Origin of the sequence: Fibrobacter sp. UBA3718, from assembly GCF_002371935.1 — a bacterium.
Lineage (GTDB): Bacteria > Fibrobacterota > Fibrobacteria > Fibrobacterales > Fibrobacteraceae > Fibrobacter.
The window spans coordinates 341905-367369 of the sequence record NZ_DFHR01000022.1 but is presented as its reverse complement, the minus strand read 5'-3'; the positions used below and the strand labels follow the sequence as shown (position 1 = coordinate 367369).

At 54.7% G+C, this 25465-nt stretch carries 19 protein-coding genes; 11 read left to right on the top strand and 8 right to left on the bottom strand.

Going from position 1 to position 25465, the window contains the following annotated elements; genetic code table 11:
* Window position 1: 1 nt before the first annotated feature.
* The 4 genes from B4A77_RS09840 (at window position 2) to B4A77_RS09825 (ending at window position 4455) form a co-directional block, all read left to right on the top strand.
* Entirely contained in the window at window positions 2-538 is a 537-nt protein-coding gene (locus B4A77_RS09840) for a DUF4416 family protein (protein WP_173381561.1), read from the top strand.
* Window positions 539-713: 175 nt separating this feature from the next.
* Window positions 714-2249 carry a FecR family protein gene (locus B4A77_RS09835; protein ID WP_290740324.1) on the top strand — a complete coding sequence of 512 codons (1536 nt, stop codon included), beginning with the start codon at window positions 714-716 and terminating at the stop codon, window positions 2247-2249.
* A gap of 29 nt (window positions 2250-2278) precedes the next feature.
* Window positions 2279-3262 (top strand): DUF6175 family protein, encoded by a 984-nt coding sequence (locus B4A77_RS09830; RefSeq protein WP_290740321.1) that lies wholly within the window; start codon window positions 2279-2281, stop codon window positions 3260-3262.
* Window positions 3263-3276: 14 nt separating this feature from the next.
* Complete coding sequence (locus B4A77_RS09825) at window positions 3277-4455, top strand: hypothetical protein (protein WP_290724357.1); 1179 nt, start codon at window positions 3277-3279, stop codon at window positions 4453-4455.
* Window positions 4456-4577: 122 nt separating this feature from the next.
* Here the strand turns inward: B4A77_RS09825 and B4A77_RS09820 are convergent, their stop codons facing one another.
* The gene (locus B4A77_RS09820) at window positions 4578-5120 is read right to left on the bottom strand and encodes an LPP20 family lipoprotein (protein WP_173365842.1); all 543 of its coding nucleotides are present in this window, start codon (window positions 5118-5120) and stop codon (window positions 4578-4580) included.
* Between the two features lie 159 nt (window positions 5121-5279).
* Entirely contained in the window at window positions 5280-5990 is a 711-nt protein-coding gene (locus B4A77_RS09815; protein WP_290730874.1) for an RsmE family RNA methyltransferase, read from the bottom strand.
* A 49-nt stretch (window positions 5991-6039) separates the two neighbouring features.
* On the opposite strand from B4A77_RS09815, the gene B4A77_RS09810 reads away from it, so the two are divergent.
* Window positions 6040-6837: an HAD-IIA family hydrolase gene (locus tag B4A77_RS09810; RefSeq protein ID WP_290730872.1), complete on the top strand. Its 798-nt coding sequence runs from the start codon at window positions 6040-6042 to the stop codon at window positions 6835-6837.
* A gap of 11 nt (window positions 6838-6848) precedes the next feature.
* Here B4A77_RS09810 and B4A77_RS09805 read toward each other — a convergent pair whose 3' ends face one another.
* On the bottom strand, window positions 6849-9581 hold the full coding sequence (locus tag B4A77_RS09805; protein WP_290740318.1) for a hypothetical protein: 2733 nt from the start codon (window positions 9579-9581) through the stop codon (window positions 6849-6851).
* A gap of 327 nt (window positions 9582-9908) precedes the next feature.
* Window positions 9909-10739, bottom strand: coding sequence for an arginase family protein (locus B4A77_RS09800; RefSeq protein ID WP_290740315.1), 831 nt, complete (start codon window positions 10737-10739; stop codon window positions 9909-9911).
* Between the two features lie 81 nt (window positions 10740-10820).
* Here B4A77_RS09800 and B4A77_RS09795 point away from each other — a divergent pair, with 81 nt between their 5' ends.
* Window positions 10821-11969 (top strand): tetratricopeptide repeat protein, encoded by a 1149-nt coding sequence (locus tag B4A77_RS09795; protein ID WP_290740313.1) that lies wholly within the window; start codon window positions 10821-10823, stop codon window positions 11967-11969.
* Between the two features lie 47 nt (window positions 11970-12016).
* Here B4A77_RS09795 and B4A77_RS09790 read toward each other — a convergent pair whose 3' ends face one another.
* Genes B4A77_RS09790 through rdgB form a run of 4 tightly spaced genes read right to left on the bottom strand, consistent with a single transcriptional unit; the run spans window position 12017 to window position 15408 of the window.
* Window positions 12017-12787, bottom strand: coding sequence for an FISUMP domain-containing protein (locus B4A77_RS09790; RefSeq protein WP_290740309.1), 771 nt, complete (start codon window positions 12785-12787; stop codon window positions 12017-12019).
* 52 nt (window positions 12788-12839) lie between these two features.
* Entirely contained in the window at window positions 12840-13772 is a 933-nt protein-coding gene (locus B4A77_RS09785; RefSeq protein ID WP_290740304.1) for a radical SAM/SPASM domain-containing protein, read from the bottom strand.
* Window positions 13765-14724 (bottom strand): tRNA-dihydrouridine synthase family protein, encoded by a 960-nt coding sequence (locus B4A77_RS09780; protein ID WP_290730855.1) that lies wholly within the window; start codon window positions 14722-14724, stop codon window positions 13765-13767. Before B4A77_RS09780 ends, B4A77_RS09785 begins: the two co-directional genes overlap by 8 nt.
* Window positions 14725-14781: 57 nt before the next feature.
* Window positions 14782-15408 (bottom strand): RdgB/HAM1 family non-canonical purine NTP pyrophosphatase, encoded by a 627-nt coding sequence (gene rdgB, locus B4A77_RS09775; protein ID WP_290733532.1) that lies wholly within the window; start codon window positions 15406-15408, stop codon window positions 14782-14784.
* Window positions 15409-15494: 86 nt separating this feature from the next.
* On the opposite strand from rdgB, the gene B4A77_RS09770 reads away from it, so the two are divergent.
* The 5 genes from B4A77_RS09770 to B4A77_RS09750 all read left to right on the top strand — a co-directional run bounded on the left by B4A77_RS09770 (window position 15495) and on the right by B4A77_RS09750 (window position 25393).
* Window positions 15495-17489 (top strand): alginate O-acetyltransferase AlgX-related protein, encoded by a 1995-nt coding sequence (locus B4A77_RS09770; protein WP_290740300.1) that lies wholly within the window; start codon window positions 15495-15497, stop codon window positions 17487-17489.
* Between the two features lies 1 nt (window position 17490).
* Complete coding sequence (locus B4A77_RS09765; protein ID WP_290740296.1) at window positions 17491-18258, top strand: transglutaminase family protein; 768 nt, start codon at window positions 17491-17493, stop codon at window positions 18256-18258.
* A 40-nt stretch (window positions 18259-18298) separates the two neighbouring features.
* Entirely contained in the window at window positions 18299-21028 is a 2730-nt protein-coding gene (locus B4A77_RS09760; RefSeq protein WP_290740293.1) for a TIGR02171 family lipoprotein, read from the top strand.
* Between the two features lie 3 nt (window positions 21029-21031).
* Window positions 21032-23764, top strand: a complete 2733-nt coding sequence (locus B4A77_RS09755; RefSeq protein WP_290740290.1) for a TIGR02171 family lipoprotein — start codon at window positions 21032-21034, stop codon at window positions 23762-23764.
* Between the two features lie 153 nt (window positions 23765-23917).
* On the top strand, window positions 23918-25393 hold the full coding sequence (locus B4A77_RS09750) for a glycosyl hydrolase family 8 (RefSeq protein WP_290740286.1): 1476 nt from the start codon (window positions 23918-23920) through the stop codon (window positions 25391-25393).
* The last annotated feature ends 72 nt before the right edge of the window (window positions 25394-25465 follow it).

The window sequence follows — 25465 nt, the reverse complement described above, 5'->3', positions numbered from 1 at the left end:
TATGGCAGAAAAAAAACAATTTTCGGAAGATGTGCAGCTGATAGCCTTTGTGCTTCAGCAGGGTGCGGAATGGGATACGCGGGTAATCGAGATTCTGGAAGATGCCTGGGGCCCACTCCGTTACAGGGGCAAGCTCTTTGCATTCGACCAAACGGACTATTATGTGCCCGAAATGGGCGAAAATCTTTACCGTGGCGTGGTCTCGTTTGAAAAGTGCATCCCGCCGGAATCGATTGCCCTCGAAAAGGCCCGCAGCAATGCGCTGGAACTTGCGGCAGACGTCTCCTCGGCGTCTGGGGCGCGGCACGTGAACATCGACATCGGCTACATGGATTTGGACAAGGTCGTGCTTCCTAGCTACAAGCGCGGCCCCTACAAGCTCTATGCGGGGGAGGGGGTGTGGCTCGACATGCTATTGACCTATTCCAAGGGCGTTTTCCATCCGACAGCCTGGGCTTTTGAGGATTTTAGGCGCAATCCCTACCAGCACGACCTCCAGCTTATCCGTGAACGCTGGCGGAAAAGTGTCCGCGGATAACGGCGAATGCCGAAATCCGGTTCTGCATGTGTTTTTGATGCCGGAATCTTATTTTTCTATGTCAACGTATATATATTTGCAATATATGCGAGTATCCAATAGACTTCCCCTCATGTCGGCTGCCTTGTGTGCCGCCTTTTTCTGGGCTTGCAATGACGAGCCTAATCCCAAAACCATGGCAAAGACCGATGCCCCGGCCAAGGTCGAAACCGTGAAGCCGGAACATGCCAAGTTGAAAGCGAAGGTCCGCAAGTCACTGGGCGATGCGAACTTGCAGCGCAAGAGTGAAGGTGACTGGTCGCAACTGCGCATCGGGCAGTCGGTGATCGAGAAGGACCGCATCCGCACGGGAGCCGAATCCGAAGCGGTCTTGTCCGTGAGCGACGGTTCTTCGCTGTGGATTACGGAACTCTCCGAAGTGACGCTCGATGTGGAAATATTCGATTCCCTGAGCCGACAGGTCTCCATTGTAGTCAATAATGGTGGCGTGCACTTTGATGTGCAGAAACAGAAATCTGGAAATACGCTCATGTTCCGCACGGGAACGGCGACTGCAGCCATTCGCGGTACCGCCGGCTTTGTTGGCGGGTACAACGGTCAGATGGTGGCCTCCCTGAAGGAAGGCAAGGTCGATGTTACCGGCGCGAACGGTGCGTCCGAGAACATTGTCGAAAACCAGACCGTGCTTGTGGACCAAAACGGCAGGGTGAAGAAACTGCAGTTGAGAAGTTCCGGTACGAGGGCCCTTTCGACGCAGCTTTCCAACGTGAACATCTTTGGCGACGGGATGATCGATTCCCTCGAACAGACCTTGAACGATTTCGACAAGGATTACTCGAAACGCGCGGACGCCTTTGAGAAGAAACTTCGCTTCCAGGCCTCCCCGCTCTCGCCTCAGGTGTTCTTCCCCAACGTGACCCTGCAGGCCCGCGTTAACCCTGGTGTCGTGGTGACGGTCCTCGGCGAATCGGATACGGTGGGTGCAAACGGCGTCTATCAGCGCACGTTCGAATGGGATGACGATGCTTACGGGACCAAACGCTTCCTTGCGACCTGTAGCGAAGGCGATGTGGAAATCCAGTGCTACATGTGGGTGACGGAGTACGTAGCTCCGGCTCCGGTCGAGGAATCTGCCCCGGCAGAAGAACCCGCTGCCGATACGGCTGCCGCTGAACCCGCTCCGGCTCCGGTGAAGGAACAGCCCAAGGCGGAATCCAAGAAGGAAAAACCGAAGGCCGAACTCAAGAAGGAAAAACCGAAGGCCGAACCCAAGAAGGAAGAGGCTCCTTCGGGCAGGGACCTCAAGAGCCTTACCTTGAAAATGGGCGCATCCGTCGAACGCAAGCATCTCGACTTGCCGAAGACGGAATACTCTACGGACCTGAAGTTCAGTCTCGGTGGCATCACCCGTTCGGACCTTTCCGAAATCAAGGAAATTGTCGTGACGCGCAAGGGCAAGGTTGTCAAGTCCTTCTCGGGTGCTGAACTCGATGGAATGGAATACGCCGTGCCCGTCACGATCGGTCTCAACAAGATTGCGAAGTTTGACGTGAAGGTTGTCCTCAAGAACGGCAAGAGCATGCGCAAGACCAAGACTTACGAAGTCTACTGCGTGCGCGGAAACCACATGGGCAATGCTCGCAACTTCATCCAGTACAAGACTCCGGAAGAAGAATACGAGGCAGCCAAGGCTGGCCTTGAAAACGAATAGTAGGTTTAGGAACCTATAAAGGACAGATTATGAAGAAAAATGAAAATGGTGTGCTCGGTCTCCGTCTGGGCTCTGTTCTTTGTGCCTTTGCGGTTGCCTTTGTGCTGGCGGGTTGCGCATCGAATCCCCCTGCGAAGGATGACGGCTCCGCGGCCGCCTCTGCAAGGAGCAAGGAAAATAGGGCCCAGGGCGAACTCTCTGCAAAAACGGCTGACGCTGCTGAGACTGCCGACGACGATATCAAGGTTTCGACGGTGAGCTTCAAGGTCCGTCCTACAGTTCTTGTCGCTCCGGCGATGGGCGCAAAAATGGCAGGAAGCATTGACGTTATCCGCAAAAATCCGCTTGCGAAGACGGCGATGGAAGTCATCAATACCTATCTCACGAGCCGCGACTATACGGTCATGGGACTCGAAAGCCAGGCCCAGCTCGATGAAGTGGTGCAGCTCCAGTCCGATATTGCTGGCAACAACGAGGACCTTGCCTATGTGGCGGGTCTCTCTGTGGGAGCCGACATCAACATCACTTTTGCGGGTAGCATCCAGGAAGATTACATCGTGATTGACCTGAACGCAAGCGAAGCTTCCACGGCGAACCTCCTTGCTAGCGAATCCATGCGCCTCAAGGATAACGGCGAAAGCCAGCGCGTGCTTGTGCAGAAGGCCGTGCAGAGGGCTATCAAGAAACTCGAAAACAAGGTCCGCGACCGTCTCGCCGAAGAACTCGAGAAAGGTGTGCAGTACAAGGTGGTTGCGCATTTGACCGGGGACTTTACCGACGACCAAGCCGAAGAAATCTCGAACATCGTCTCCATCAAGATGAGGAAGAAATTCAACAAGATGCAGGTGATTTCGATGAGCAGAAACACCTATGACTTGCTAATCTATGTGGATCCGGACAAGTACGAAGATGCGCAGATGGTCTACGGCGAATTTGTCGAAAGCCTTGATGGACTCGCAAAGGTCCGCAAGCAGAACATCACGAAGAAACTGATTATCCTGGAAATCCAGTAATCCGGAGTGACGTTATGAATAAACTATTTCTCGCCTCGCTGGTTGCTATGACGGCGTTCGCCTCGGCCGAGGTGCTGACATACACGGCGACTTCGAAAAAGTCGCAGAAGGAAGCTGACCAGCTTGCGTTGGAAGGACTTGCAAAGCAGCTGCGGACAAAGGTCTCCAGCGAATTTGAGACTACCGTGAAGGAAGATTCCAAGGGCAAGGTGACATCGACGGCCAAGGGCATGAAGAGCACCTCTACCAGCATGACGCTCAAGGGCGCGAAGCTGACCCAGGGACCAAAGTCGAAGGGGGCGTTCCAGTCTACAGCGACCATCGATACCGACCTGATGGCATCGAAGATCCTCATGGACTTGAACTCCATCCGTGCTCAGATGAAGTCCAAGGACTCCATCATCCGCTTCGACATGGTGGACCGCGATTACCGCAAGATGGGCGTCGACATGGTCGCTCTCGAGAAACTTGCCGATTCCTATACCGAGCTCCTGGAAGACTTGAGCTGCGTGCAGAAGATTCCGAAGGAAATGAAGCTCGAGAGCACCCTTGGCGAACTGAAGGAATACCTTATCTCGGGCATGAGTAGCCTGAAGATTGAAACCGACCTCACAAGTGAAGCCCTGATGGTGACCGTGACGGATTTCGCGGGCCCAGTGAAGGGATTCCCCCTTGCATTGACTCAGGATAGCAGGGATATCGCGCATGAGAAAACGAACGATGAAGGCGAGGCCGTGTTCTCGCTTGCCCAAGTGAAGAAACTGCATCCGGCGGGCGAGGTGACGGTGCATGCCGACTTGAATTTCCGCTACGTCCGTGCTGCGGTCCTCCTTTCGCAGACTGTGCGCTACGATTCCGAGAAGGCCGCCTGCACCTACAGGCTAGTTTGCGACGGACCGGTGGAGGCTTGTGGCGCTCTCAAGAGTTTCTTGGCCGATGCGGGAATCACCCTCCTCGACAAGGAGTCGCTCCCGGCGCTCAATGCAAAGCTCCAGTTCACCGATAAGATGAATACGAGCAAGACCCTCTGCACGTCGCGCGGTACCGTGACGCTCGGTGCTTTTGAACAGCAGACGACTGAATCCGTCCAGGGTGTCGGCCGTGACGAGGGCATTGCGCAGGCGACCGCGGTGAAGAAACTCCCGGCGACCAAGCTGAACCAGATGTTCGGCAAGGCCTGTCAGAAAAAGTAGGCGTGAAGGAACGTATAGAGGAAGAGGCTGACGGCTGCGTCGGCTTCTTCTTTTTGTTGAGGTAAAAAAAGGGGGCCCGGCCATGCGGCCGGGTCCTTTTCAAATGCGGATTCCGCTAGGAATTACTGCTTTTCGATTTCGGCATCGAGTTCAGCGTAAGCCTTGGTGGCAGCAGCGCGGATCTTGTTGGCGACAGCGTCGTCATAGGAACCGGCGGCCTGGAGGCTCTTGATGAGTTCTTCGACGAGGTTGGCGTCGAGGGTCATGATGCCGTAGATCTTGAAGTGGCCGTTCTCGTCGGTTTCAACCTGCACGTCGGTGAGGGTAGCACCGCTCATGTGGGTGTTTACGACAGTCTTGGAAGTGCTCTGGAAGTGTTCGGCAACCTGGTCGTTCACGTCTTCCTTGAAGTTCTTGATGAGAGCCTTGGTCTGGGCGTCGATTTCCTTGGCGAGGTCGACACGGGCGTTCTGATCGGCCTTTTCCATGGCAATCTGTTCGTCGGTGGAAACACCGATACCCATACCGGCAGGCACGTGGTCCTTCAGGTATTTCTTCTTGAGCATCTGCATTTCGATGAGCTTGCTGGCAGACTTTTCCTGCGGGGTTGAGCTACAACCGATCATGAGGAATGCTGCGAGTGCGGCAACGATCAACTTCTTCATAGTAAACTCCTTGTTGTTGTTTTTCCCAAAATGGGATGATATGAAGTCTGTAAACAAAAATATCTTAAAGAAACAAGAAAGTCAAGTCAAATTCGGTATTTCTTACAAAAAAGTGATTTAATGTGATTTTTGAGGGACAAGAGGCTTTTTGGCATGGTTTTAGATGTGATAAATTAAACATCCAAGGGCGATTATGGCGGCAGTCCTTGCCCTGAGGCGGGTGTTTCCCAAATTCAGGAGGTGCGTCTTGCCCTGTTGGTAAGATTTGACGGCCCCGATTTCCCGGGGGGAAAATCCGCCTTCGGGACCTATGAGGAGTGTTGTCCTACGGTCTAGGACGGGTGCTTTGCGTTCGCCATCGATGTCGCAGAGGACGAGGTCCCCGCCTTCGCTTTCGAGCCAGCGGTCGAATTCGACTGGACCTTCGATGCGGGTCAGCCATGGTTTTTTCGACTGCTTGAGGCTGACCAGGCTCTTGAGTTCGGCGCGGCGGATTAGCTTGTGCAGGTCGGAGTTCTTCGGCTCCTGCGAAAAGTCGGTGCGCAAGAAATAGATAGTGTCAATTTCTGTTTGTGCCGCGTGAAATACGACTTCTTCTAGCGCGTCGTCCTTGAGGCATGCGATGGCAAGGTTCAACTTGGGACGCTCGACCGATACGGTTTCGAACCTGTCGATGCGGACTTCACAGGCCTTCGGATCGGCCTTGACGATTGTCGCATCGGCAAAATGCCCGAGCCCATCGCAGAGTTCGAGAGTGTCGCCGACGGTGGCGCGGCAAACGCGGACTGCGTGCCCGCTTTCGTTTTCGTCGAGGGTAAATTCGCCCACGTCAATTCGCGGACAGTAGAAACGGCTGTCGGGAGTCTTCATGGCGTAGAATATAAAACTTTTTGCGGGTGTTTGCTACATTTACCGCATCGTGGAACACAAACCGGTAAAGGCAGTCGTATTTGATCTGGATGGCACGCTCTACTTGAGCGGGCGTCCTTACCCAGGTGCTGTCGCGACGGTGAAACGCGTGGCAGCCCGCGTGCCGGTCTATTACCTGAGCAACAACACGAGCAAGTCGCCTGTATTTTACGAGAATCGCCTACATGTGATGGGACTTCCGCTGCGTGACGATTCCATCATCTCTGCGCTCTACCTCTCGCTCGAAGCGATTCACGAAAAGGGCATCAGGAACGTGTTCTTCTTTGCGAATCCCGAAGTGCATGAATGGTTCGCGGCGCAGGATCCGAGCCTGAATCTTTGCCCGTCGGTAAAAGAGACCGAACTCGTGCTCGTCGCCTATCACAACAGTTTTGACTACCGCGAACTCTGCGAACTCAGTTTCCGCGTCCAGCGCGGGATCCCGTTCTGGGTGACGCATACGGATTTCGTGTGCCCCGATGCAAACGGGCCCGTGCCCGATATCGGAAGCTTCATGGCGCTTCTCAAGACGGCCTATGGCGTGGAACCGGAACGCAGTTTCGGAAAGCCGAATCCTGCGATGCTTGCGGGCGTACTCAAAAAATACGAACCCGAAGAGATCCTCTTTGTGGGCGACCGCCTCTATACCGACTTCGAACTTGCGAAGCGCAGCGGATGCAGGTTCGTGCTTCCGCTCTGTGGCGAAACCAAGCGCGAAGATGTAGAAAAACTCGAGACCAAGCCCGAGTTTATAGTTGAAAGCGTCCGCGATATTGACTTCGACGCCTTTTTCGAAGGTCGTGCCTAGACTGGCCTTGGCTAGATTTTTTTGCGACGGATAAGAACCAGCACCCCGATAGCGACGAGGAACAGCGCCGCGACCGCGCTCACCTTGATGCAGGCGTGCAACGGACGGCTCCGGTATTCCATGCGGACTTCGGATTTGCCCTTCGGAATTTCGACGGCGCGGAGCGTGCCGAAAGCCTTGTAGACTTTTGCGGGCTTGCCGTTCACGGTCGCGTTCCAGTAGGGATGGTAGTTGCCCGCGACAACCATGAATCCTGCACGGTCGCTTTCTACCTCGAATACCTGGGTGTCCATCTTGGGGCTTGCGATAAGCTTCGCGTGCCCGTTCGCGACTCCGCCTTCGCCTTCGTGTTCGGGCTTTTCGGAGAGGATGACCGTTTCGCGGTAGTAGAAGCTGTCATCTTCGGGTTCTGCTGCTGGAGAGACCTCCGCGGCAGCTTCTGCTGTCGTGGAATCGACTGTGGCTGTCGAGTCTGTTGCCTCGGCAGGGGCGCTCTCTTCGGCCTTGGGCTTACGGATGGCTGCTTTTTCGCGCAAGGTCTTGATGGCGCTTGCATCGTCCATCGTCACGGACTGGCCATAGATGTAGGCTTCGCCCATGGCCGTGGAAATCGGCATGTAGGTGGTGCCCTGGCGCGTGTCGAAGACGATTGCTCCCACGTTCATGAGGTCGAGAAACGGGTGTGCTGCATCGGGGTCGTTAATGTTCTGGAGGTAGTTGGCGTTCTGCTGGCCGCCGCGGAATTCGCGGTAGGAGGCAAGCTCGTTGTCGTGGAAGCCGTCGGCGTTACGCAGGTGGTATTGCGGGAATGCGTTTGCACCGAGCGACGGCTGGCGCGATAGCGAAAGCACGCGCGGTGTGTTGAGCGAATCGGCCTTGTAGGGAGCCTTGATGGCGGCGACCACGGCGTTGTTCGGCTGGAGGTACTGAGCCGCGGGAACGTTCTGGATGAAGGCTCCGTTGATGAAGAACAGCTCGATGGCGGCGACGACGGCGAAGATGCACGCCTTCGCGACGGTGGATCCCTTCCAGAAGAAGAGGAAGAGTGCAACGACGATGGTCGCGAGCGCGAGCACGAAGCTCGGGATGATCTTCGCGGCGGTCGCTTGCATGATAATTTCGTTCAGCGGCTTGAAGTAGGGCGCCGTGATCGGGTCTGCGAGCAGGTCCTGTCCGCTCATGAGGAATGCACCGATGGCGGTGAACCCGAGGACGAAACAAGCCTGTGCCACACGGCTTGTGATGCTACCCTTGTCCTTGAAGGCAGTCTTGTAGGCGTCGATGAAACTTTCGAAACTGAGAGCCTTGCCCTGGTCGTCTACCTTCATGATTCCGATGCAGACAAGCGCATAGGCGATGCAGGCGACAAGCCCGAACGGTCCGATGAAGAGCGTCCAGTTGTAGCGTGCGATGACGGTGAGCAAAAGCAGGACGACGAACATGGCGGCGCCGTGCTTGAGCGCGCGGAGGTTCCTTGCCGCATCTTCTCCCTTGTCGCTGATGGCGCGGAGCACGGGCCCTGCCATCATCACGAGCAGCAGCGGAAGCCAGAACAGTGCCATGCCGGGCGCGCGGAAGTTCTTGACGCCGGGGAGGATGGCGTACCAGAGCTTGAACAGCGGGGAGTGCGCTCCCATGCCGTAGCTGAGGGCGACGACCATGCCCATGGCCCAGAATGTTGCCCAGCGGCGCTTGCCGGGCAAGAAGAGGCAGAGGAATCCGAGGAAGGTGAGGAGAGTGCCCGCGCTGTTGTGGTCGAGCTTGAAGCTGTTGTGGCCCCAGTAGAACGGGGAGCCTCCGGGCATCTTCTGCAGTTCGCCCCTCGAATACGAGATGAAAGAGCTGCCGACGATATCGCCAGACTTGGGATCCTGTTCGTACACGTCCACGCCGATGAACCCGGGGAGAATCATCTGCGCGAGTTCTTCCTGGTGCAGGCTCCAGCTGACGGCGTGGCCCATGTTGGTATGGTCGCCTTCGCCGCGCACGGATTGCGTGGTGGTGTACAGGTAGGGCGGCACCAGCTGGAAGCAGGCGAGCGCAAGCCCGAAAGCAAGGCCTGCGGCGGCAAGCCCGATGCGCTTGCCGCGCGTCTTGAACGTGTTGCAGTGGAAGGCGGCCTCATAAAGCGTGTAGAACCCGGCTCCCCACAGGAAGAGGTAGGTGAGCTGCAGGTGGCTTCCGAGAATCATCCACGCGATGGCAAGCGCAAGCACGATAAGGTAGGGGAGGCTTCCGTTGCGGACAACCTTCCGGATGGCGAGGAGCGCGAGCGGGGCGATGGCGAAAACCATCATCTTTCCGTCGTGGCCGCCGTAGATGTAGGTGAAGTATTCCGGCGAGAAGGCGTAGAGGAACCCGAGGAGGGCGGCCCACCAGCGGTTGCCCGTGAGGTTCCAGGCCAAAAGCATGGCGCTCATGAAGGCGACCCACACGGTGAGGATGAACTTGAAGCCCACGGCGCGTGCCGGGTCCATCAGGAACTGCGTCCATACGAGCGGGTGGTAGGCGTCGGCGAACAGCGCATCGATGGTGGGAACCCCTCCCAGGCGGCTGTCGTCCCATTCGGTGACGATTGGGTTTTCGGCACGCAATATGCGGCTGCCGATGCCATTCAGCTGGTCGCTGTTGAGCATCAGCTGCGAGTCGTCAAAGACGAATCCGCGGAAAACGATGAAGAGAATGGCTATGAAGAGCGCGGCTGCTGTCGCAAAGAAAATGGGCTTTTTGTTCAAAAGATTCATGCTGGGAAATATAAAAATACCGCGGGCGAGTATGCCTTGCGGTATGGCGAAAAACGTCGAACCCGCGGTCCGACAGCGTTGTGCGCGTTTTGGCTAGTCGGCGGTGTTTTCGTCGACCTTGTTGTACTTGATGAGGCTGTAGATGCCGAACGCAGAAATCACGCATACGGCGACAAATACGACAATCTTGATGAGTTTTCCCATAGTGGCTTCCTGTTTTAAATTTTTTTTAAAATACCTTTTTTTCTGGAGAAAAGCAAGTTTTATTTTTATGAAAGGGGCCGGATATTCAAAAATTGGGGATTGAGGACTGAAAACCCGCTGTTTTTAGAGGAGTGGCGCCAGGAACTCCGCCAGTTCCCGGTTGAGTCCGCTATTGAGCGCATCCGCTTCTTGCATGGTGTGGTGCTCGGCGCCTGCAAAGTCGCGGGCGCGTTCCCCGCAGATGTCTACGCCGATGATTTTGTGGTTTGTGGCGAGACCGGCGATGATATCTTTGAGTGCTGCTACGTCCAGCGAACCCTGATCCCAGTTGGTGGCCGCGTAGGCGGGGGAGAGGGCGTCCTTGTCGATGGAGAGGTAGATTCGGCCTTCTGTCATCCCCGACTCGGTCGGGGATCTTAAAGATTCTCGCATTCGCGAGAATGACGAGGGTGTTCGCGAGAATGACGTGGGTGAACCGGTTTCGCGTATTTCGCTTTCTTTGATGAAAGTTACTTTGTCTAAAGTACTGGTATCGCCCGCCTGCGAAAGTTCTTCGCGGATTTCTTCCACGAGGTGGTCGGCAACTCCGATAATGACAACGTTGCCTATGAACTTGTTTTCTTCCAAAACCTTCTTGACCCAGCCGCCGCAACTGAGGATGTTTCCGAATCGCGGTTCCTGCATGTCGGGATGATGGTCAAAAACGACAAGCGAAAACGGTTCCTGGACCATGTCGGTCCAGATTTTGCTCATGTAGTGGTAATTGCCGTTGTCGAAGAAGTGAATGCCGCCCGCATCTTTAATGCCCGCGTCGGCAAAGCGCTTGCGGATGGTTTCGACTGCCTCGTCGTCGCAGTAGCAGTCGGTGCCCGGAATATCGGCGCAGTCAATATAGCGGGTTTCCGCATTCGCTGCCGCGGAAACCTGACGCGAACTTCCTTTCAGACCTTGCATAAAGGGCTGAAAACTGTAAACACCCGTGAAATCGAGAATAGTCGTTTGCACATAGGAAAAATAAAAATATATATTGGAATCATGAAAGTCAAAAGCCTTCCTTTGTCGTTGATTCTTGGCCTTGGATTTGTCCTTCTGGGCTTGCAACAGTCCTTTGCGCAGTCCTCGACCATCCGCTATACGAATGTGGCTGCAACCAATGCGATGGGAGGCGATTCCCTTTCGGCCAATGAACGCGAAGCTGTGCAGCTGATTGCCAAGGGAAACGCTTACCACGACAATAGGATGTTCCGTGAGGCCATCAAGTGCTACAAGCAGGCCGATTCGCTCTCCCCGAAAAATGCGACGGTCAACTACGAACTGGGCTATTCTTACATGATGCTTAGACAGCTTGACAGTGCCGCCTTGTATGCAAAACGCTCCATTGAGATAGAACCGGCCGAGCTGGCGTTTTCGCTTGTTGGCGACATCTACGATTTTGAGGAAAAAATCGATTCTGCATTGAAGTATTATGATCTCGGCCTGTCATTTTATCCGAAATCCTACCACCTTCTGTACAACAAGGGAGTTGCGCTCTTTTTCCATAAACGTACGGACGAAGCTTATGCGGCTGCGAAACTTGCCGTAAAGTCGACACGCCAGCACGAAGGTTCCTATTTCCTGCTCACGCAGATTTCGGCGAATAGGAGGATGTGGATTGATTTCTTTGTGAATGGTGTTTATGCGAATTTTGTAGGGGATACAAGGGATCGTGCTGCATATGTGAGAAAGTATTTTGCAAAGTTGATGCTTATCTTTAAGGAAGTGCTGGAACGTTTCGAGGACCACCCGCTGCTCGATATCCACAGGGAATGGGCCAGGTCTACGGTGTATCGTTTTGCCGAGAGCGAATCGAAATTCGAAAAGTTGAACTTTGACCGCCTGGATTCACTGGATGGCAGCGAAAATGACTTTGAAACTCTGGTAGCGCTGGGAACATTCGCGATGCGTGAGTCCGTGATGCTGCCTTACGAATTTGACTTGAAACCGTTCTATAGACAGATTGTGGATGGTGGCTTCGAGGATGTTTTTATGCGGGTTGTTTTCAGGGGTGTGAACGATATTGCATTTGAAAGCTGGAAGATGATGAACAGGAAACGCTTCGAACAGTTCTACGAAAAGGTTGTGTATCCTTTCTGGGAAGGCGAAGCTAGCCTGAAGGCTCCGGTGCTTATCGATCGTCCGAACTAGGTGAAATTATTCCTACAGCCCTTCTTTGGTGCAGTTTTCACGTAGTTCTAATCCGATTTGGACGTAAAAGCACCGTCATCGTATCCCGACGAATTTTCTGGAGCAATCGGTTCGGGCTCGGGATCGCCCTTGAGGCAGCGTACATTCCAAGCATAGATTGTACTGTAAGACTCGATTTGCACAGAATCGCTGCTCGTGAAAGACAAGTAATAACCTAGATCATCGTTGTTGATGCGGTTCCCGTAACTGTCGTAACGCCAGTCGGTGAAAGAGGATGAAGTCCATAATTGAGCAGCTTTACCGACGCTATAGACGCCATCTGCTGCATTCAACGATTTCCCGCTAGCCTTGATGCCGAAACAGTACTTGTCGGTGCCGTTTCCGTCTTTGCCTTCTTCATCTTTATCCCAGCCGGAGGTCGCTTTTAAATTCTTTCCGGCCAAGCCGACTCCGCCCGTGTTTTCGCGAAGTTCGTCAATTTCGTCAAAGGTGGGCAGATGCCATCCATCTGGACAAGCTTTTTTTGCTCTCCCAAAAGTGTAAAAACGCCCGTAAATGGAACCATCCTTGTCGAGGCTGTCGTTTGTCCAGCTGCCTTCTACGTCATAGTTCAGGTTCTCGGCCATCCAGACTTGGTTGCCGATCTTGACGGTCTTATAAACCTTGCCGTCGCGGGGGTCGGTAAGCGGTTCGTCGGCATTGGAACAGCTATTGGATTTTGCGCTTGAATTGTTTTCTGAACTCGGGGAACTTGAACTGTCTTCGCACGCGGCAAAAAGAACGGCGCATGCAGTCAATGCAAAGAACAACTTTTTCACGGTTCAATCTCTTTTCTATTTCTAGCAGGATATATAGCAATTTGTCTGGAGTTTACTTCCCGAACCGCTTGCAGAAGGAACATTTTTGGCAGAAGGGGTGGCGCAGTTCGTGCTTTTCGAAGCCTTCGCGTAAATTGCGGGCGGCAGGCGAGCCGAGAATTTCGGGCAGGCCCTGGTTGGCGATGTTCCCGAGGGTGATTTGCCCGCTGTAGTCGAGACAGCAGGCGACTACCCGGCCGTCGTGCAGGATGGCGGCATGCGTGTCGAGGGCATGGCACGTGCCTGCGGGGTATTTGCTGGCGGTCACTTCGGCGGGCTCACTTTGACCATGCTCAGCACTAGCAGTGACCTTGCTCGTTCCCGGCCATTCGAATCGTGAGTCTTCGTGCAGGTAGAGCCTCCCCGCGATAGGGAAACTCTTGTGCCTGCTGCAGAAATTTCCCGGAGCGACCTGCGTGTTGAACGTCTCGTTTATGCGAGAAATCGCAAACTCGTTCCAGTCTCCGGCGGTTGTTACACCGATGTTCCAGAGCCGCAGATTGATGTACATGTCGGGCCTTGCGGCCAAGGCCATTTTGCAGAAGTCGAGGACGTCCTGTAGATACCCGTGCGCATCGTCGGGCGGGAGTTCCGCATATGCGTGCGTCGAAAAGTTTACCTGGCGCACGGCGGGGCAGTTCAATATGTGGTGGGCGACTCGCCTGATGGTCGTGCCGTTCGTGGTGAGCGTCGCGGTGAGGCCCGCGGCCTTTATATCCTTGAGAAAGAGTGCAAATCCCGGGTGCAGCGTCGGTTCGCCCAGGACGTGCAGATATACGTTCTCGATGCCTGCTTCTACCGTTCCCGCGATACACTTCTCGAAAAGTGCGCTCGGCATGAACGAGCGCGATGCTCCCGAACCGGCCTCGTGCCCGCAATCACTGCTGGGGCAAAAGCTGCAATGCAAGTTGCAGGCGTTCGTGATTTCGATATAAACGCTATTCATGCTGGTTCTCGGGGAGCAATGTAGAAACTGCATCGGCGTATACGCTGAGCTTGCCTGCTTTCTTGATTCTCTTGAACGTCTTTTTGGGAATGCTCGGCTCCAGATAATCCCAGAAACTTTGCACGTGCGCAAGGATCTGGCTGTCACCCTGGAATGTTTGCCGCGCGTGTTCGAAAATAATCTGGTGTATTTGGAGAAGTTTGTCTGTAAATTCTTTTCCTGTTATGTTCGCTTTCCCTGCTTTGTATTCCGCTGCGAGGCTTGGCTGCGCAAGTAATCCGCGGCCGATCATCACTCCGGCGAGATTCGGGTAGCGGCGTTCCATTTCTTGAATTTGCGAAACGTCTGTGATGTTCCCGTTATATACAAGCGGGTGGCGGCATTCGCTGTAAAATTTCTCAAATGACTTGATATCAATTGCGCCCTTGTATTGCTGTTTGCCGAGGCGCGGGTGGAGCGTAATGTGCGTGAGCGGAGTATCGTTTAAAATCGGGAGGAGTGCGAACGCTTCATCGGGAGATTCCTGTCCGAGCCGCATCTTGACGGAAAACTTTGCGGTTCCCGCTGCGGATAGCCGCGCGATTTCGTTCATGATTTCCTGGACGGTTCGGGTGTCGTTCAGCAGGCCTGCGCCACGGTGACGGTTGACTTGCATGGGGAAGGGACATCCCATGTTGAAGTCGATTTCGGTGAAGCCTTTTTGCAGGATGGCGTCGGCGAGAACCTTGAATTCTTCGACGCTATTCGCGATGACCTGCGGAATGACCCGTGGAGAACCCGGCACGCCTGCTGGGGTTTCGAGGTCGCGCAGGTCCCTTTCGCGCGGGTGCCCGTTTTCAATCCGCAAGAATGGAGCGTAATATGCTTCGATGCCGCCAAAGATTTTTGCATGGGCTGCCCGATAGATGCCCGTCGTGTAACCTTGTAGCGGAGCGAATAGGACCTTCAACATGTTGCTGCTCTTGCAGAATCTAGACGGGGCGTGGCGCCATGGCGTCTGGCGGCTTCCTTATTTCCCGAGTGCTTTTTTCAGGGCGCGGATGGCGTTTCCGCGGTGGCTGATGGCCTTCTTCTCTTCAAGCTCCATCTGCGCGAAGGTGCGGGCTTCTCCGTCGGGGACGAATAACGGGTCGTAGCCGAATCCCATGTCGCCCACGGGAGCGTAGTTGATGCTGCCGCGACATTCGCCTTCAAAAATCTGCGGTTCGCTCACGACGAATTCGCCGTCGGCGTTGCGCGTGATTGTCTGGTAGGCGAGTGCGCAGAAGTAGCGCGCCTTGCGGTCGGTTATTCCCGCGAGGTTCTTGAGGAGAAGCGTGTTGTTGCTTTCGTCTGCGCCGTGGATGCCGCTGTAGCGTGCGCTGTAGATTCCGGGGGCTCCAGCGAGCGAGAAGACTTCGAGTCCCGAGTCGTCGGCGAGGACGGTTGCCTCGATGCCGCGTTTGGCAAGCCAGCGGGCCGTAGTGCTCGACTTGATGATGGCGTTTTCGGCGAATGAATTGCCGTCCTCGACAATTTCTTCGTCGAAGCCGATGTCTTTCAGCGTCTTGAATTCGTAGTGGTCGGTGCCTAAAATGTGCGCGAAATCCCGGATTTTCCCGGCGCTTGCGGTTGCGATTACAAATAGGTTTTTCATGGTGCCCTTTTTTGCGGAACAAATCTAGAAAATATGCGGTGCGGCGGGCTTTGGACCACATGTGCTTTTTGTATATTCGGTAGCGTATGAATATTATCCCGTATACTTGCAGGCGCATGGGGCTTGCTGCCGCATCTCTTTGCGTTTCGCTGGGCCTCTGCTCCTGTGCTTCCGGGACGCCGGATCCTGCCACGGATGTTTCGACTGCGTCTTCCGAAAAGCAACTTTCTGCGTCCAGGGCGCTTCCGCCCGCTCCTTCGACTCCGGTGACGGTGTTCGAATTACATGTCGAATCCAGGGACAAGCAGGTGCGTGTAATCGACAAGCCGACGCTCGCCGCGCTTGATTTTGCCGCCTATTACGACAATCCCATCCGCCTTGCAGGCAAGGACGAAAAGCCGGGGAATTACAAGGGGGTGATGGCTAGCGCGAAGCTTGCCGAATATCCGTTCCCGATGCTCGATTCGCTTTCGGAATATGAACCCTCCGTTGTGGCTGGCAGGCAACCATTGGCGTGGGAACCGCTTTCCAAGATTCTCTATGCGCAGACGGGCAATGATTCTCTTGCCCGGGTGCTCAGTGCCGTGGAGGCCGTCAAGTGGAGCGAACCCGATGTCTTCAGGGCGTTCCAGACGGTAGGCAGATTCTGGGGCGTGCCGATGAGCGACGGTTCCGTCGAGTGGTGGGCAGAAATTTTGCCGGCCACCTGGACGGGCCGTACCGTGTTTTTTGCGAAGTTGAAGTTCGCATCGCACGGTGAGACTGCCGAGGTGCTCAATCATTACATTACGGCAGAGTTGACGCTCGAAGATGCGATGAACTGGGCGCGCACGCTTTCTTCTTACTGGTACCCGACGCTCAATACCGACCTGGAACCGCATACACCGGGAAGTTTCTGGCCAGAGGGCTCCAAGATGCAGCCCTTTGCCGTGATGCGCGGGAACCCGATGGGGAAACCCATGTGGGTCGCGTTCGATGTTCCTGCATTCCGCCTGTCCGAAGAACAGATTCGCGCACAGGCCGTTGCCGATTCGCTTGCTGCGGCGGGCGAGGTGGTGCCGGTGAACCGCGCACTCGACACGACCTCCGATGCGCGCCTGCAGACGCTTGCCTCGCTGGAAGGCTCTTGCCCCGCGAATGCGGAAACCGCGAAGTTCCGCGCTACGCTCGAAAAGACTCTCGCGAAGCTCCCGAAGGAGCAGAACGCCTGGGCGACAGCGGGAGCGACACCCGCGGAAAGCTTCCTCTGGTTCCGCCGCAATGCGAACTACCTGCTTGCAGACAAGATAACCGGGCAGGATAGCCTGCACAACCCGCTCCCGCGCCTGCTGGAACTTAAACACTACCTGGATTCCATCGGGGTGCAGCTGCTCGTGGTTCCCGTTCCCGTGAAGGAAGAAATTTACGCCGAGCGCCTTGTGGCAGGGACGCCTGCCGACCTCTGCGTGAACCCCGCGGGCCGCGAATTTACCCGCGAGATGCTTGCCGCCGGGCTTGACGTACTCGATATCTACCCGGCGCTCATGGCGGCCAAGGCGGGCGACGAACCCCCGCACTTTAGCTACCAGCGCTACGATACGCACTGGTCACTCCCCGGCATGCTTGCCGCCATGGAACAGCTTGCCGCCCGCGTGACGCAGTACAGCTGGTACGGCGATGCCGGAGCGAAGCCGGGTTCGCTCAACATGCAGGAGACGACAACAATGCGCGAGGGCGACCTGGTGGCGCACCTGCCCGATGCGGAGAAGGCGAAGTACACTGCAGATACGTTGCCCGCGATGAAAATCTTCAAGGGTACAGAACCTTACAAGGGCGGCAAGAATGCGCCGATTCTCTTGATGGGCGATTCGTTCACGGGCGTTTTCGAGTCTGTGGACCAGAAGAGCGGTGGCCCGGGATCGCTCCTTGCTTTTGCCACGGGGCTCGACGTGCAGGTACTTACCAGCTGGGGCGGAGGCCCGGGCGTGTACCACCGCATGATGAAGATGAAGAAGGATATGCAGAGTAAGAGGCTCGTGATATACATGATGACCGCCCGCGATTTTTGGCAGTCCCCGATGGAATGGGACGCGCTAAGGTAAGATGCTTGCACGACTCTCGTCGATGTTTTCCCGATATTTCTGGCCGCTGCTAGTCGTGCTGCTGGCGGTTTCGCTCACGCTTGTGCTGTGGACGGGCCGGCCCGAAAACGTACGGTATGCCGAGATGGCGTGTACCTTTGAGAATCGAGCTCCCACGTGCATAGACAGCGTTCGCGATTGGCGCGAGGGCCTTGCCTTCTATGACAGTAGTTTGTCTGTAACGGGCGATACGCTCGCCTCTTTGAAATCGCTCCTGTGGGAATTCTGGAACATTGAATTTGCGGGGGAGGGCGAGGCGTCCATAGCCCACGATGCGATTCTACCGCTGCGGGTGCTTGAAACCCGGAAATCGGGCTGCATGGGGCTTGCGTGGCTTGCGATGATGGTCGCCGAAGCCCGCGGAATTCCGCTTGATGTTATTCTCTTGCCGGGGCATGTGTATTTGCGGTACGGCAAGGATGACGGCCGCGCACAGGTGGGATTTGCGCCAAGGACGGTGAACCTCGAACCGAACCGTCTCGGCTATACCTACACCAATGAGGAATATCGCGAAAAGTACAAGGCGGGTCGCTGGACCGGCCTGGAATTCAAACCGCTTACTCCGGCACAGTTTGCGGGCCTTGCCGCATTCGACTTGGGCAATTTGTACCTGCAAACGGAACCTCCCCGCGCGCTTCGCTGGTACAGGCTTGCAGACGACCTTTTTCCCGAATATCCAGGCATCGATGCAAACAGGGAAATTGCTAAAAGCCGTCTGCCCGATCGCTAGCAGCCTTGTGAGCTAGGCAAAATTTCTATCTTTGCCGCCGATGCGATTGTTCCTTTACCTGTCGATGCTGGTTTTGTTTTGCGCCTGCTCTAATTCAGAAATGGCAATGCCGGAATATACTTCCGAAGATGATGAAAGTGTCGCTTTCTCAAAAATGATTTCGGTTTCGGCGGCGGGAGAAGAGGTTACCTTGGGTACCAATTCCAACAACGCCCGCACCAACGAACGCCCTGCGATGCAGGTAAAGTTCAGCTATGATTTTTCAATGTCGCGCAGCGAAGTGACATGCGGCGAATTCAACCGTCTGATGAAAAAGTCCTTTGGCTTGTCTCTGAATTGCCACGGCTATTATCCGGCGACAGACGTGACCTATTACGATGCAGTCCTGTTTGCCAATGAACGTAGCAAGAGGGAGGGGCGCGATACCGCCTATTCCTATAGCAAGGCTACGTTCGACAAGAATCATCACTGCACGAATCTGGAAGGATTCTTTTTCTCGACCGAAAGCGAAGGCTATCGTTTGCCGACGGAAGCGGAATGGCTTCTTGTGGCGGGTCGCAACTGGTCTTTTGACAAGGGATGGACGGCAGAAAATTCGAAACTTAAAATCCAGACGGTGTGCGGCAAGGCTAAAAAGGATGAATTTTGCGATTTGCTCGGGAATGTGATAGAATGGGTGAACGACTGGTTCGGTAATTTGAAGGATACGACCCTTTTGAACTATGTCGGGGCTCCTGACGGCGGCGCGTTGGGCCAGCGTGTCATAAAAGGAGGCTGCTACCGTAACGCAAATTCTTTCATTACTCTCTATAATCGCGGTGACATCTATACGGTCGTTTCTTCGACCCGTGCCGAATATGTCGGATTCCGTTTGGCAAAAGGGGCAATTCCCGAACCGACCTGGATGGGAGGCGATGGCAAGGCGGCTACGAGCCGTGTTGTTCCTTTGGCGAGTTCCAGTGCGCTGCATTCCTTGACGGGAACCCACAAGATGAAACTTGCGTTCAGGAACGATATCACGGGCAACTTGGCGTATATCGATTATTCCAGCGGCGTTCCGTCCGTGGTAGAAATCGAGGATACGCTGGATGTCTACCATCCGGAAATTTCCCCCGATGGAAACCGCGTGGCCTTCTGCTCCCGGATTGAAGGTGTCTCGGGAAAGTCCGCCCTTTATGTGCGCGATTTGAACGTGGAGGGGACCAACCTTGTAAAGCTCGAAGTGGAATCGGCCGTAATTCCGCGCTGGCAGGTGCTTGAAAACGGGACCACGATTATAATCTACGTGACGGATGCGGGCAACAATAAGGACGAGACAAGCTTCAAGGAGACTTCTACCTGGCAGGTGAAGTTTGCAAACGGCAAGTTCGGCAAGCCGACCAAAATTTTGGATGGTGCATACCATGGCGGAATCAGTGAAGACAAGTCGCTTGCTGTAACGGGAGCGCGTCTCTTGAGGGCTCGCGTCGCGAAACCGGGTTCGACGGTGTTCAAGGAGGCAAGCGACCTTGTCTGGTACGACAGCGCACAGGCATGCAATGTCTCTCTTTCTAAAGACAGGAGCAAGCGGACCCTGTTCCTTGATTTTGGAGCGGGACCGGGACGTAAATTTGTCGGTGAAAGTTACGGGATGCATGAACGCCTGTTTGTGGCGGATAGTACCGGCAAGCTAATTCAGTCAGTCGCTGCGCCAGCGGGATATTCCTTCGACCATACCGAATGGGGGCAGGGAGGGGAAAATCTGGTGGTCGCTTCGCTTTCCAATCTGGATGGGGCGCACAAGAAGATTGTCCTTGTCGATATGTCCGATTCGAGCGTAGTCGAGCTTGTCGAAGGGGATGAACTGTGGCATCCGAGTTTCTGGGTGAAAGGGAAATCGGACGCTGATCGGGATGTGCTGCTTGATTTGGACAGCGCGGGCATGTATTTCGACTACAATCCCGCCAACCTGCTCCAGGGCTCTTCTGTGGAATTGGCCATGAGGATGCAGATGTTCTGGAAAAACTACCGGAACATTGAGTGCGTTACCCTGGGCAGTTCCATGTTGCTCGACGCCGTAATCGATACTTCGATAACCGCCTTTAAGACATTGAATATGGGCGTGACGCTCGCCGATCTGTTCCTGTTCAAGTATATTGCGTCGAGATACATTCTGCGCTATGCGGAAAAAATCAAGGTCCTTGTCGTAGAACTTTCCCCGGGGTTCCTGTTCCGGCAGGAAAACGACTATTTCTACTATGTGCGCCTGTTCTCGCCGGGACTTATTTACGACGAGCATCATTTGAGCCATGAAACCAAGGATGTTGTAGCCGCCCTGAGCCAGGAGTATTCTTACCCGAGATCCCTTTTCGCCCAGAACTACATGGATGATACCTTCCTGTTACCTTCGGTTTCTTGGGGCGATACCTATGTCGACGCCGATGTTTCCAAAATGCCGTATAGCAGTGTAAAATTGAGAAGAAACCGGGAAATGCTGGATTCCCTGCGGGCGGAGACGGAACGGCGTGGCGTCAAGCTGATTTTGGCCATCACTCCCCAGAATCCGGATTTCGCAAAGACGGAATCCTTCGGATCGTTCGGCCCCAAAATGGAAGTCGCGAAAAAGATTGTCAGTGCACTCGAGAAATCGGGCTACTATATTTTTGACGAGAATAAGTTTGGAGAACATGATTACACATCCGAAATGGCTTACAACAGCAACCACCTGAGCTATCTGGGGGCGCGTCAGTTTACAGCCCGACTCGATTCCCTATTGAAGACGTTGAGGTGAGTGATGCTGTATAAAGCGCTACTTTTGCTGCTCTCCCTGTTCTTTTTCTCCTGCTCCAACTCCGTTGGCGGGGATTCGGGTCGTCCTTCGACGAAGGAGTTCGAAAAGGATTCCCTTGCCGGCATGATCCGTGTCCATACGGGCGAATCGTTGGTGGCTCTCGGGACGAACAAGACTTCGGCAAATATCAACGAACGCCCGGAAATGATGGTGGGTTTCGAATATGACTTCTCGATGTCCCGGAGCGAAGTGACGTGCGGAGAGTTCAACGGGCTGATGGAATCTGCGACGGGCCTTTCGCTGGATTGCGAAGATGGCGCTCTCCCGGCAACGAATGTTTCCTATTACGATGCCGTCCTGTTTGCCAATGAGCGCAGCAAGGCGGAAGGTTTCGATACGGTTTATAGCTATAGCATGGCCTCGTTTGACGAACAGCGCCATTGCGTGAAAATGGAAGGGTTCTCGGATCATGCCGATATTTTGGGCTACCGTTTGCCTACGGAGGCGGAATGGGTCTTTGTGGCGTCCCGCAACAGCAATGTGGAAAAGGCGTGGACTGCAGGTAATTCCGGTTACAAACTGCATCCGGTTTGTGAAAAGGCCGCCGCGAATGAATTTTGCGACATGTTCGGTAACGCCATGGAATGGGTGAACGACTGGTTTGGAATCTTCCGCGATACGACTATTTTGAATTATGCCGGAGCTCCAGATGGGGGCGCCCTGGGACAGCGCGTCTTGAAAGGCGGAAGCTACCGCAACGACGCTTCCTCCATTTCTCTTTATGGCCGCGGTGATGTCTACACGGTCGTCTCGTCTACCCGTGCCGAATATGTCGGGTTCCGCCTGGCGTTTGGCGTCATTGTCAACCCTGTGTGGATGGGCGGAGACGGAATGGCGAATTCGAGTCGGATTGCCCCGATGGCAAGTTCTTCGTTTTTGCAGTCGCGGACGGGAACCCGCAAGATGAAACTCGCCTTCCGGAACGACGTTTCGGGCAACATTGCTTTTATCGATTACACCAGCGGCAGCTTATCGGTGGTGGAGATTGCGGATACGATAGGAGCGTATCATCCCGAAATTTCGCCTGACGGAAAAAGGGTGGCTTTCTGCACGGGCCTTGAGGGAGTGGCGGGCAAGTCGTCCCTGTATGTGCGCGACTTGAATGCGAATGGCTCGAATCTCGTGAAACTCAATGTGGAATCTGCCGCCATTCCGCGCTGGCGCGTGCTCGAAAACGGCGATACGGTAATCGTTTACGTGACCGACGCGGGCAACAACAAGGATGCCTCCGCATTCAAGGCGGCTTCGACTTGGCAGGTGAAATTTGCGGGCGGCAAGTTCGGAACGCCCGAGAAACTGTTCGACGGCGCCTACCACGGCGGCATCAGCGAAGACAATTCTATTGCGGTTTCGGGTGCAAGGCTTTTGCGCGCCCATGTGGCGGATTCTGGTTCAACGGTGATGGCGCATGCCCGCGATACCGTCTGGTACGATAGCGCGCAGGCGTGTAACGCGTCGCTTGCGAGGGATGGTTCTAAGCGCACTTTGTTCCTTGATTTCGGAAAGGGACCGGGAGTCGACTTTGTCGGAAAAAAATACGGCATGCACGAACGCCTGCTTGTCTCCGACAGCACGGGCAAACTGCTGCAGGCTGTGGCAGCCCCTGCGGGTTATTCGTTCGACCATAGCGAATGGTCTTTGGGCGGGGAAAATTTCGCCGTTGTGACTCTTTCCAATCTGGAGGGGGCCCATTCGAAGATTGCCCTTGTGTATCTGAAAGACGAAAGTGTCGTGGAAATCGCCGAAGGCGATGAACTTTGGCATCCGAATTTTTGGGTGGACGCCAAGGCTTCTGCACGGCCGAATCTGACGCTGAATGCCGATAGCGCTGGAGTGTATTACGATGAAGGCGTGTGGTACAACGCGTTGGAACTTCGCGTGAAAATGGAGAGGTTCTGGTATCGTCGCGAGGAGGTGACCGTTGTAGGCCTTGGAAGTTCGAGGATGATGTTCGGCATGTACGAGAAGAATGTGAAATCGGAAAACTTCTTGAACATGGCCTATTCCGCAGGCGACATGAGGGGCATGCACTACCTCTTCAAGAATTACATATTGCAGCACGTTCCCAACCTCAAGACGCTGGTGATTGAAATGTCTCCGGACCTGTTGTGGTACGACCGGTCGACATCATGGGGCCCGATTATAGACGGCGTTCCGGGATTCAAGTATGACGAGGATCATTCTTTCTGGAAAGACGGCGTGCCGGAAGGGTTCCTGAGCCTGGTCTCGGAGTGCCCCAAGCCAGAATCCGTATTGCAGCATCCCTACAACTTGGAAGACTTCCTGTTGCCGACCATGGGGTGGTACGGTATAGACGTATTCCGCGATACGACGGCCCTTTCGACTTTGGATGAAAACTACAAATACGATTTTTCGCTGTTTGAAGAAATTATCAAGATGGCGCGGGAGAGAAATTTGAACATTATATGCTTTATCGCGCCACAAAATCCTGGCTATAGGGAAACGGGCTCGTATGGTGTCTATGGCCCCAAGCGTTCCATCGCGGATTCCATTTTGAGCCGTGTAAAAGGGATGGGGCTCATCTGGATGGACGAAAATAAAATGGGGGACCACGACTATACGGAAAATATGGCCTATAACATGGACCACCTGAGCGCAGAGGGGGCGATGCAGCTGACTGCCCGTCTCGATTCCATACTGGAAACGCTCAAATAATCGGAAAAACGCTACAAAGTGTATCGTGTCATCCTTTTTTCCGTGACGGGTCGCACTTTGTCCACACGCGTAGCTTTTAATTAGTTTTGGATTTGTCGATATTAAGTTATTTTTTAGAGAGTAGTTAATGCCCTGTGGGCACAAGGAGTGTTTATGAATTGTTTGGTAAAAATGGGCCTCGCGGGCCTTATGGCTTTTGGACTTTCGCAGGCGGCGGTAAACTTCCCGTTCCCGCAAATGTCCGATTACGGTGGAAACGCGACTCTCCTGAGCGACAAGGCTGCCGCCTCGGAACAGTTGAAAAGCCAGTTCGCTGCTTGGATGAAGGATATGTACAACGAACAGGGCGATATTGCCGGTGTACGTTCCGATCCGGGTTCTGATCAGTATTTCTCGGAAGGTGTCGGTTACGGCATGCTCCTGATGGTCTATTTCAGCGACAACACCACGAGTTACCAGAGCCAGTTCGACAAGCTTTGGAATTTCTATAAGAAATTTGACGATGGCAATGGTCTTATGCATTGGAAAATCGGCAAATTGAGCGAAGTCTGGGACAAGGGCGCTGCTCTCGATGGCGATATCGATGCCGCCGCTGCTCTCGTGATGGCCTACTACCAGTTTGGCGATGAAAAGTATTTGACCGCTGCGAAGACGCTTATCCAGGCCATGAAAAAGTCGGAGTTCGAATCGAATGGCTTGCATCTGCCTGGAGACTCCTGGGGTGATGCCGGTTTTAACCGCAAGAACCCGGGTTACTTCGATCCGGCCTACATGCCGCTTTTTGCTGCCATCGATACGGAAAACTCCGAGTTCTGGAGCAAGACCGCCTACGATGCGAACATGAAACTGTACGAGTCAAGCTCTAACGAAGTCAAGACGGGCCTGGTGGATGACTGGACCGACAAGAACGGCAAGAGCGAGGATGACTACTACAGCTACGATGCATCGCGCGCCCCGTGGCGTAACGCTAAGGCCGTTTGCTGGCATGGCGATCAGCGTGCGCTCGCCATCGACAAGAAGATGGCGGAGTTCGTGTCGACGATTTCCGCATCGAACATGAAGGGGCCTGTGGTTCGCTCTTCGGGAAGTCTCGGCAACGACCACAACAGTACGTTCGTGACTTCCCTGATGACCTCTCTCATCTCGGATGCCAAGTACCAGTCCAAGCTTGATGAATACTGGAAGGAGGCCGTGGCGCTCGGTGACGAGAATTACTTTAACCAGTCGCTCAAGCTCTTGAACGGGCTCTTGGTTTCGGGCAACATGCCAAACCTCATGACGGCGGGCTCGAACCCGCCGCCGCAGAGTTCCAGTAGCGCAGTCGTGCCCGGAAGTTCCAGCAGTGTGCCGGATTTGAGTTCCAGTTCCGATGGAAGCGTCGCTATCCATGCGGCTCGCCTGCCGGCCGCGGTGGGTATCTCCCAGCTGGGTCGCACCCTGCATGTGAACGCTGCGGGCCACGTGCGTATGGATGTGTTCGGCGTGACGGGAACCGCGGTCAAAACTCTCTGGAATGGGAATGTTTCTGGCGGCATGGCGGTGAGCCTCGAGGGGATTCCTGCGGGTGTCTATGTGCTCCGCGTCCAGACTGCGGGAGGCACGCAGTTGAAAAAAATACGCCTGGAGTAGAACCCGGCTTGTGAATTCTATCGATTCCAAAGACAAAAACGCGCTTGCCGGATAGGCGGGCGCTTTTTTTTC

Coding starts and splice junctions, on each gene's coding strand:
- B4A77_RS09830 (WP_290740321.1), top strand. CDS start 2,279: ATGAAGAAAAATGAAAATGGTGTGCTCGGTCTCCGTCTGGGCTCTGTT.
- B4A77_RS09765 (WP_290740296.1), top strand. CDS start 17,491: ATGCTTGCACGACTCTCGTCGATGTTTTCCCGATATTTCTGGCCGCTG.
- B4A77_RS09795 (WP_290740313.1), top strand. CDS start 10,821: ATGAAAGTCAAAAGCCTTCCTTTGTCGTTGATTCTTGGCCTTGGATTT.
- B4A77_RS09770 (WP_290740300.1), top strand. CDS start 15,495: ATGAATATTATCCCGTATACTTGCAGGCGCATGGGGCTTGCTGCCGCA.
- B4A77_RS09800 (WP_290740315.1), bottom strand. CDS start 10,739: ATGCAAGGTCTGAAAGGAAGTTCGCGTCAGGTTTCCGCGGCAGCGAAT.
- B4A77_RS09815 (WP_290730874.1), bottom strand. CDS start 5,990: ATGAAGACTCCCGACAGCCGTTTCTACTGTCCGCGAATTGACGTGGGC.
- B4A77_RS09785 (WP_290740304.1), bottom strand. CDS start 13,772: ATGAATAGCGTTTATATCGAAATCACGAACGCCTGCAACTTGCATTGC.
- B4A77_RS09825 (WP_290724357.1), top strand. CDS start 3,277: ATGAATAAACTATTTCTCGCCTCGCTGGTTGCTATGACGGCGTTCGCC.
- B4A77_RS09805 (WP_290740318.1), bottom strand. CDS start 9,581: ATGAATCTTTTGAACAAAAAGCCCATTTTCTTTGCGACAGCAGCCGCG.
- B4A77_RS09760 (WP_290740293.1), top strand. CDS start 18,299: ATGCGATTGTTCCTTTACCTGTCGATGCTGGTTTTGTTTTGCGCCTGC.
- B4A77_RS09840 (WP_173381561.1), top strand. CDS start 2: ATGGCAGAAAAAAAACAATTTTCGGAAGATGTGCAGCTGATAGCCTTT.
- B4A77_RS09755 (WP_290740290.1), top strand. CDS start 21,032: ATGCTGTATAAAGCGCTACTTTTGCTGCTCTCCCTGTTCTTTTTCTCC.
- rdgB (WP_290733532.1), bottom strand. CDS start 15,408: ATGAAAAACCTATTTGTAATCGCAACCGCAAGCGCCGGGAAAATCCGG.
- B4A77_RS09780 (WP_290730855.1), bottom strand. CDS start 14,724: ATGTTGAAGGTCCTATTCGCTCCGCTACAAGGTTACACGACGGGCATC.
- B4A77_RS09835 (WP_290740324.1), top strand. CDS start 714: ATGGCAAAGACCGATGCCCCGGCCAAGGTCGAAACCGTGAAGCCGGAA.
- B4A77_RS09750 (WP_290740286.1), top strand. CDS start 23,918: ATGAATTGTTTGGTAAAAATGGGCCTCGCGGGCCTTATGGCTTTTGGA.
- B4A77_RS09820 (WP_173365842.1), bottom strand. CDS start 5,120: ATGAAGAAGTTGATCGTTGCCGCACTCGCAGCATTCCTCATGATCGGT.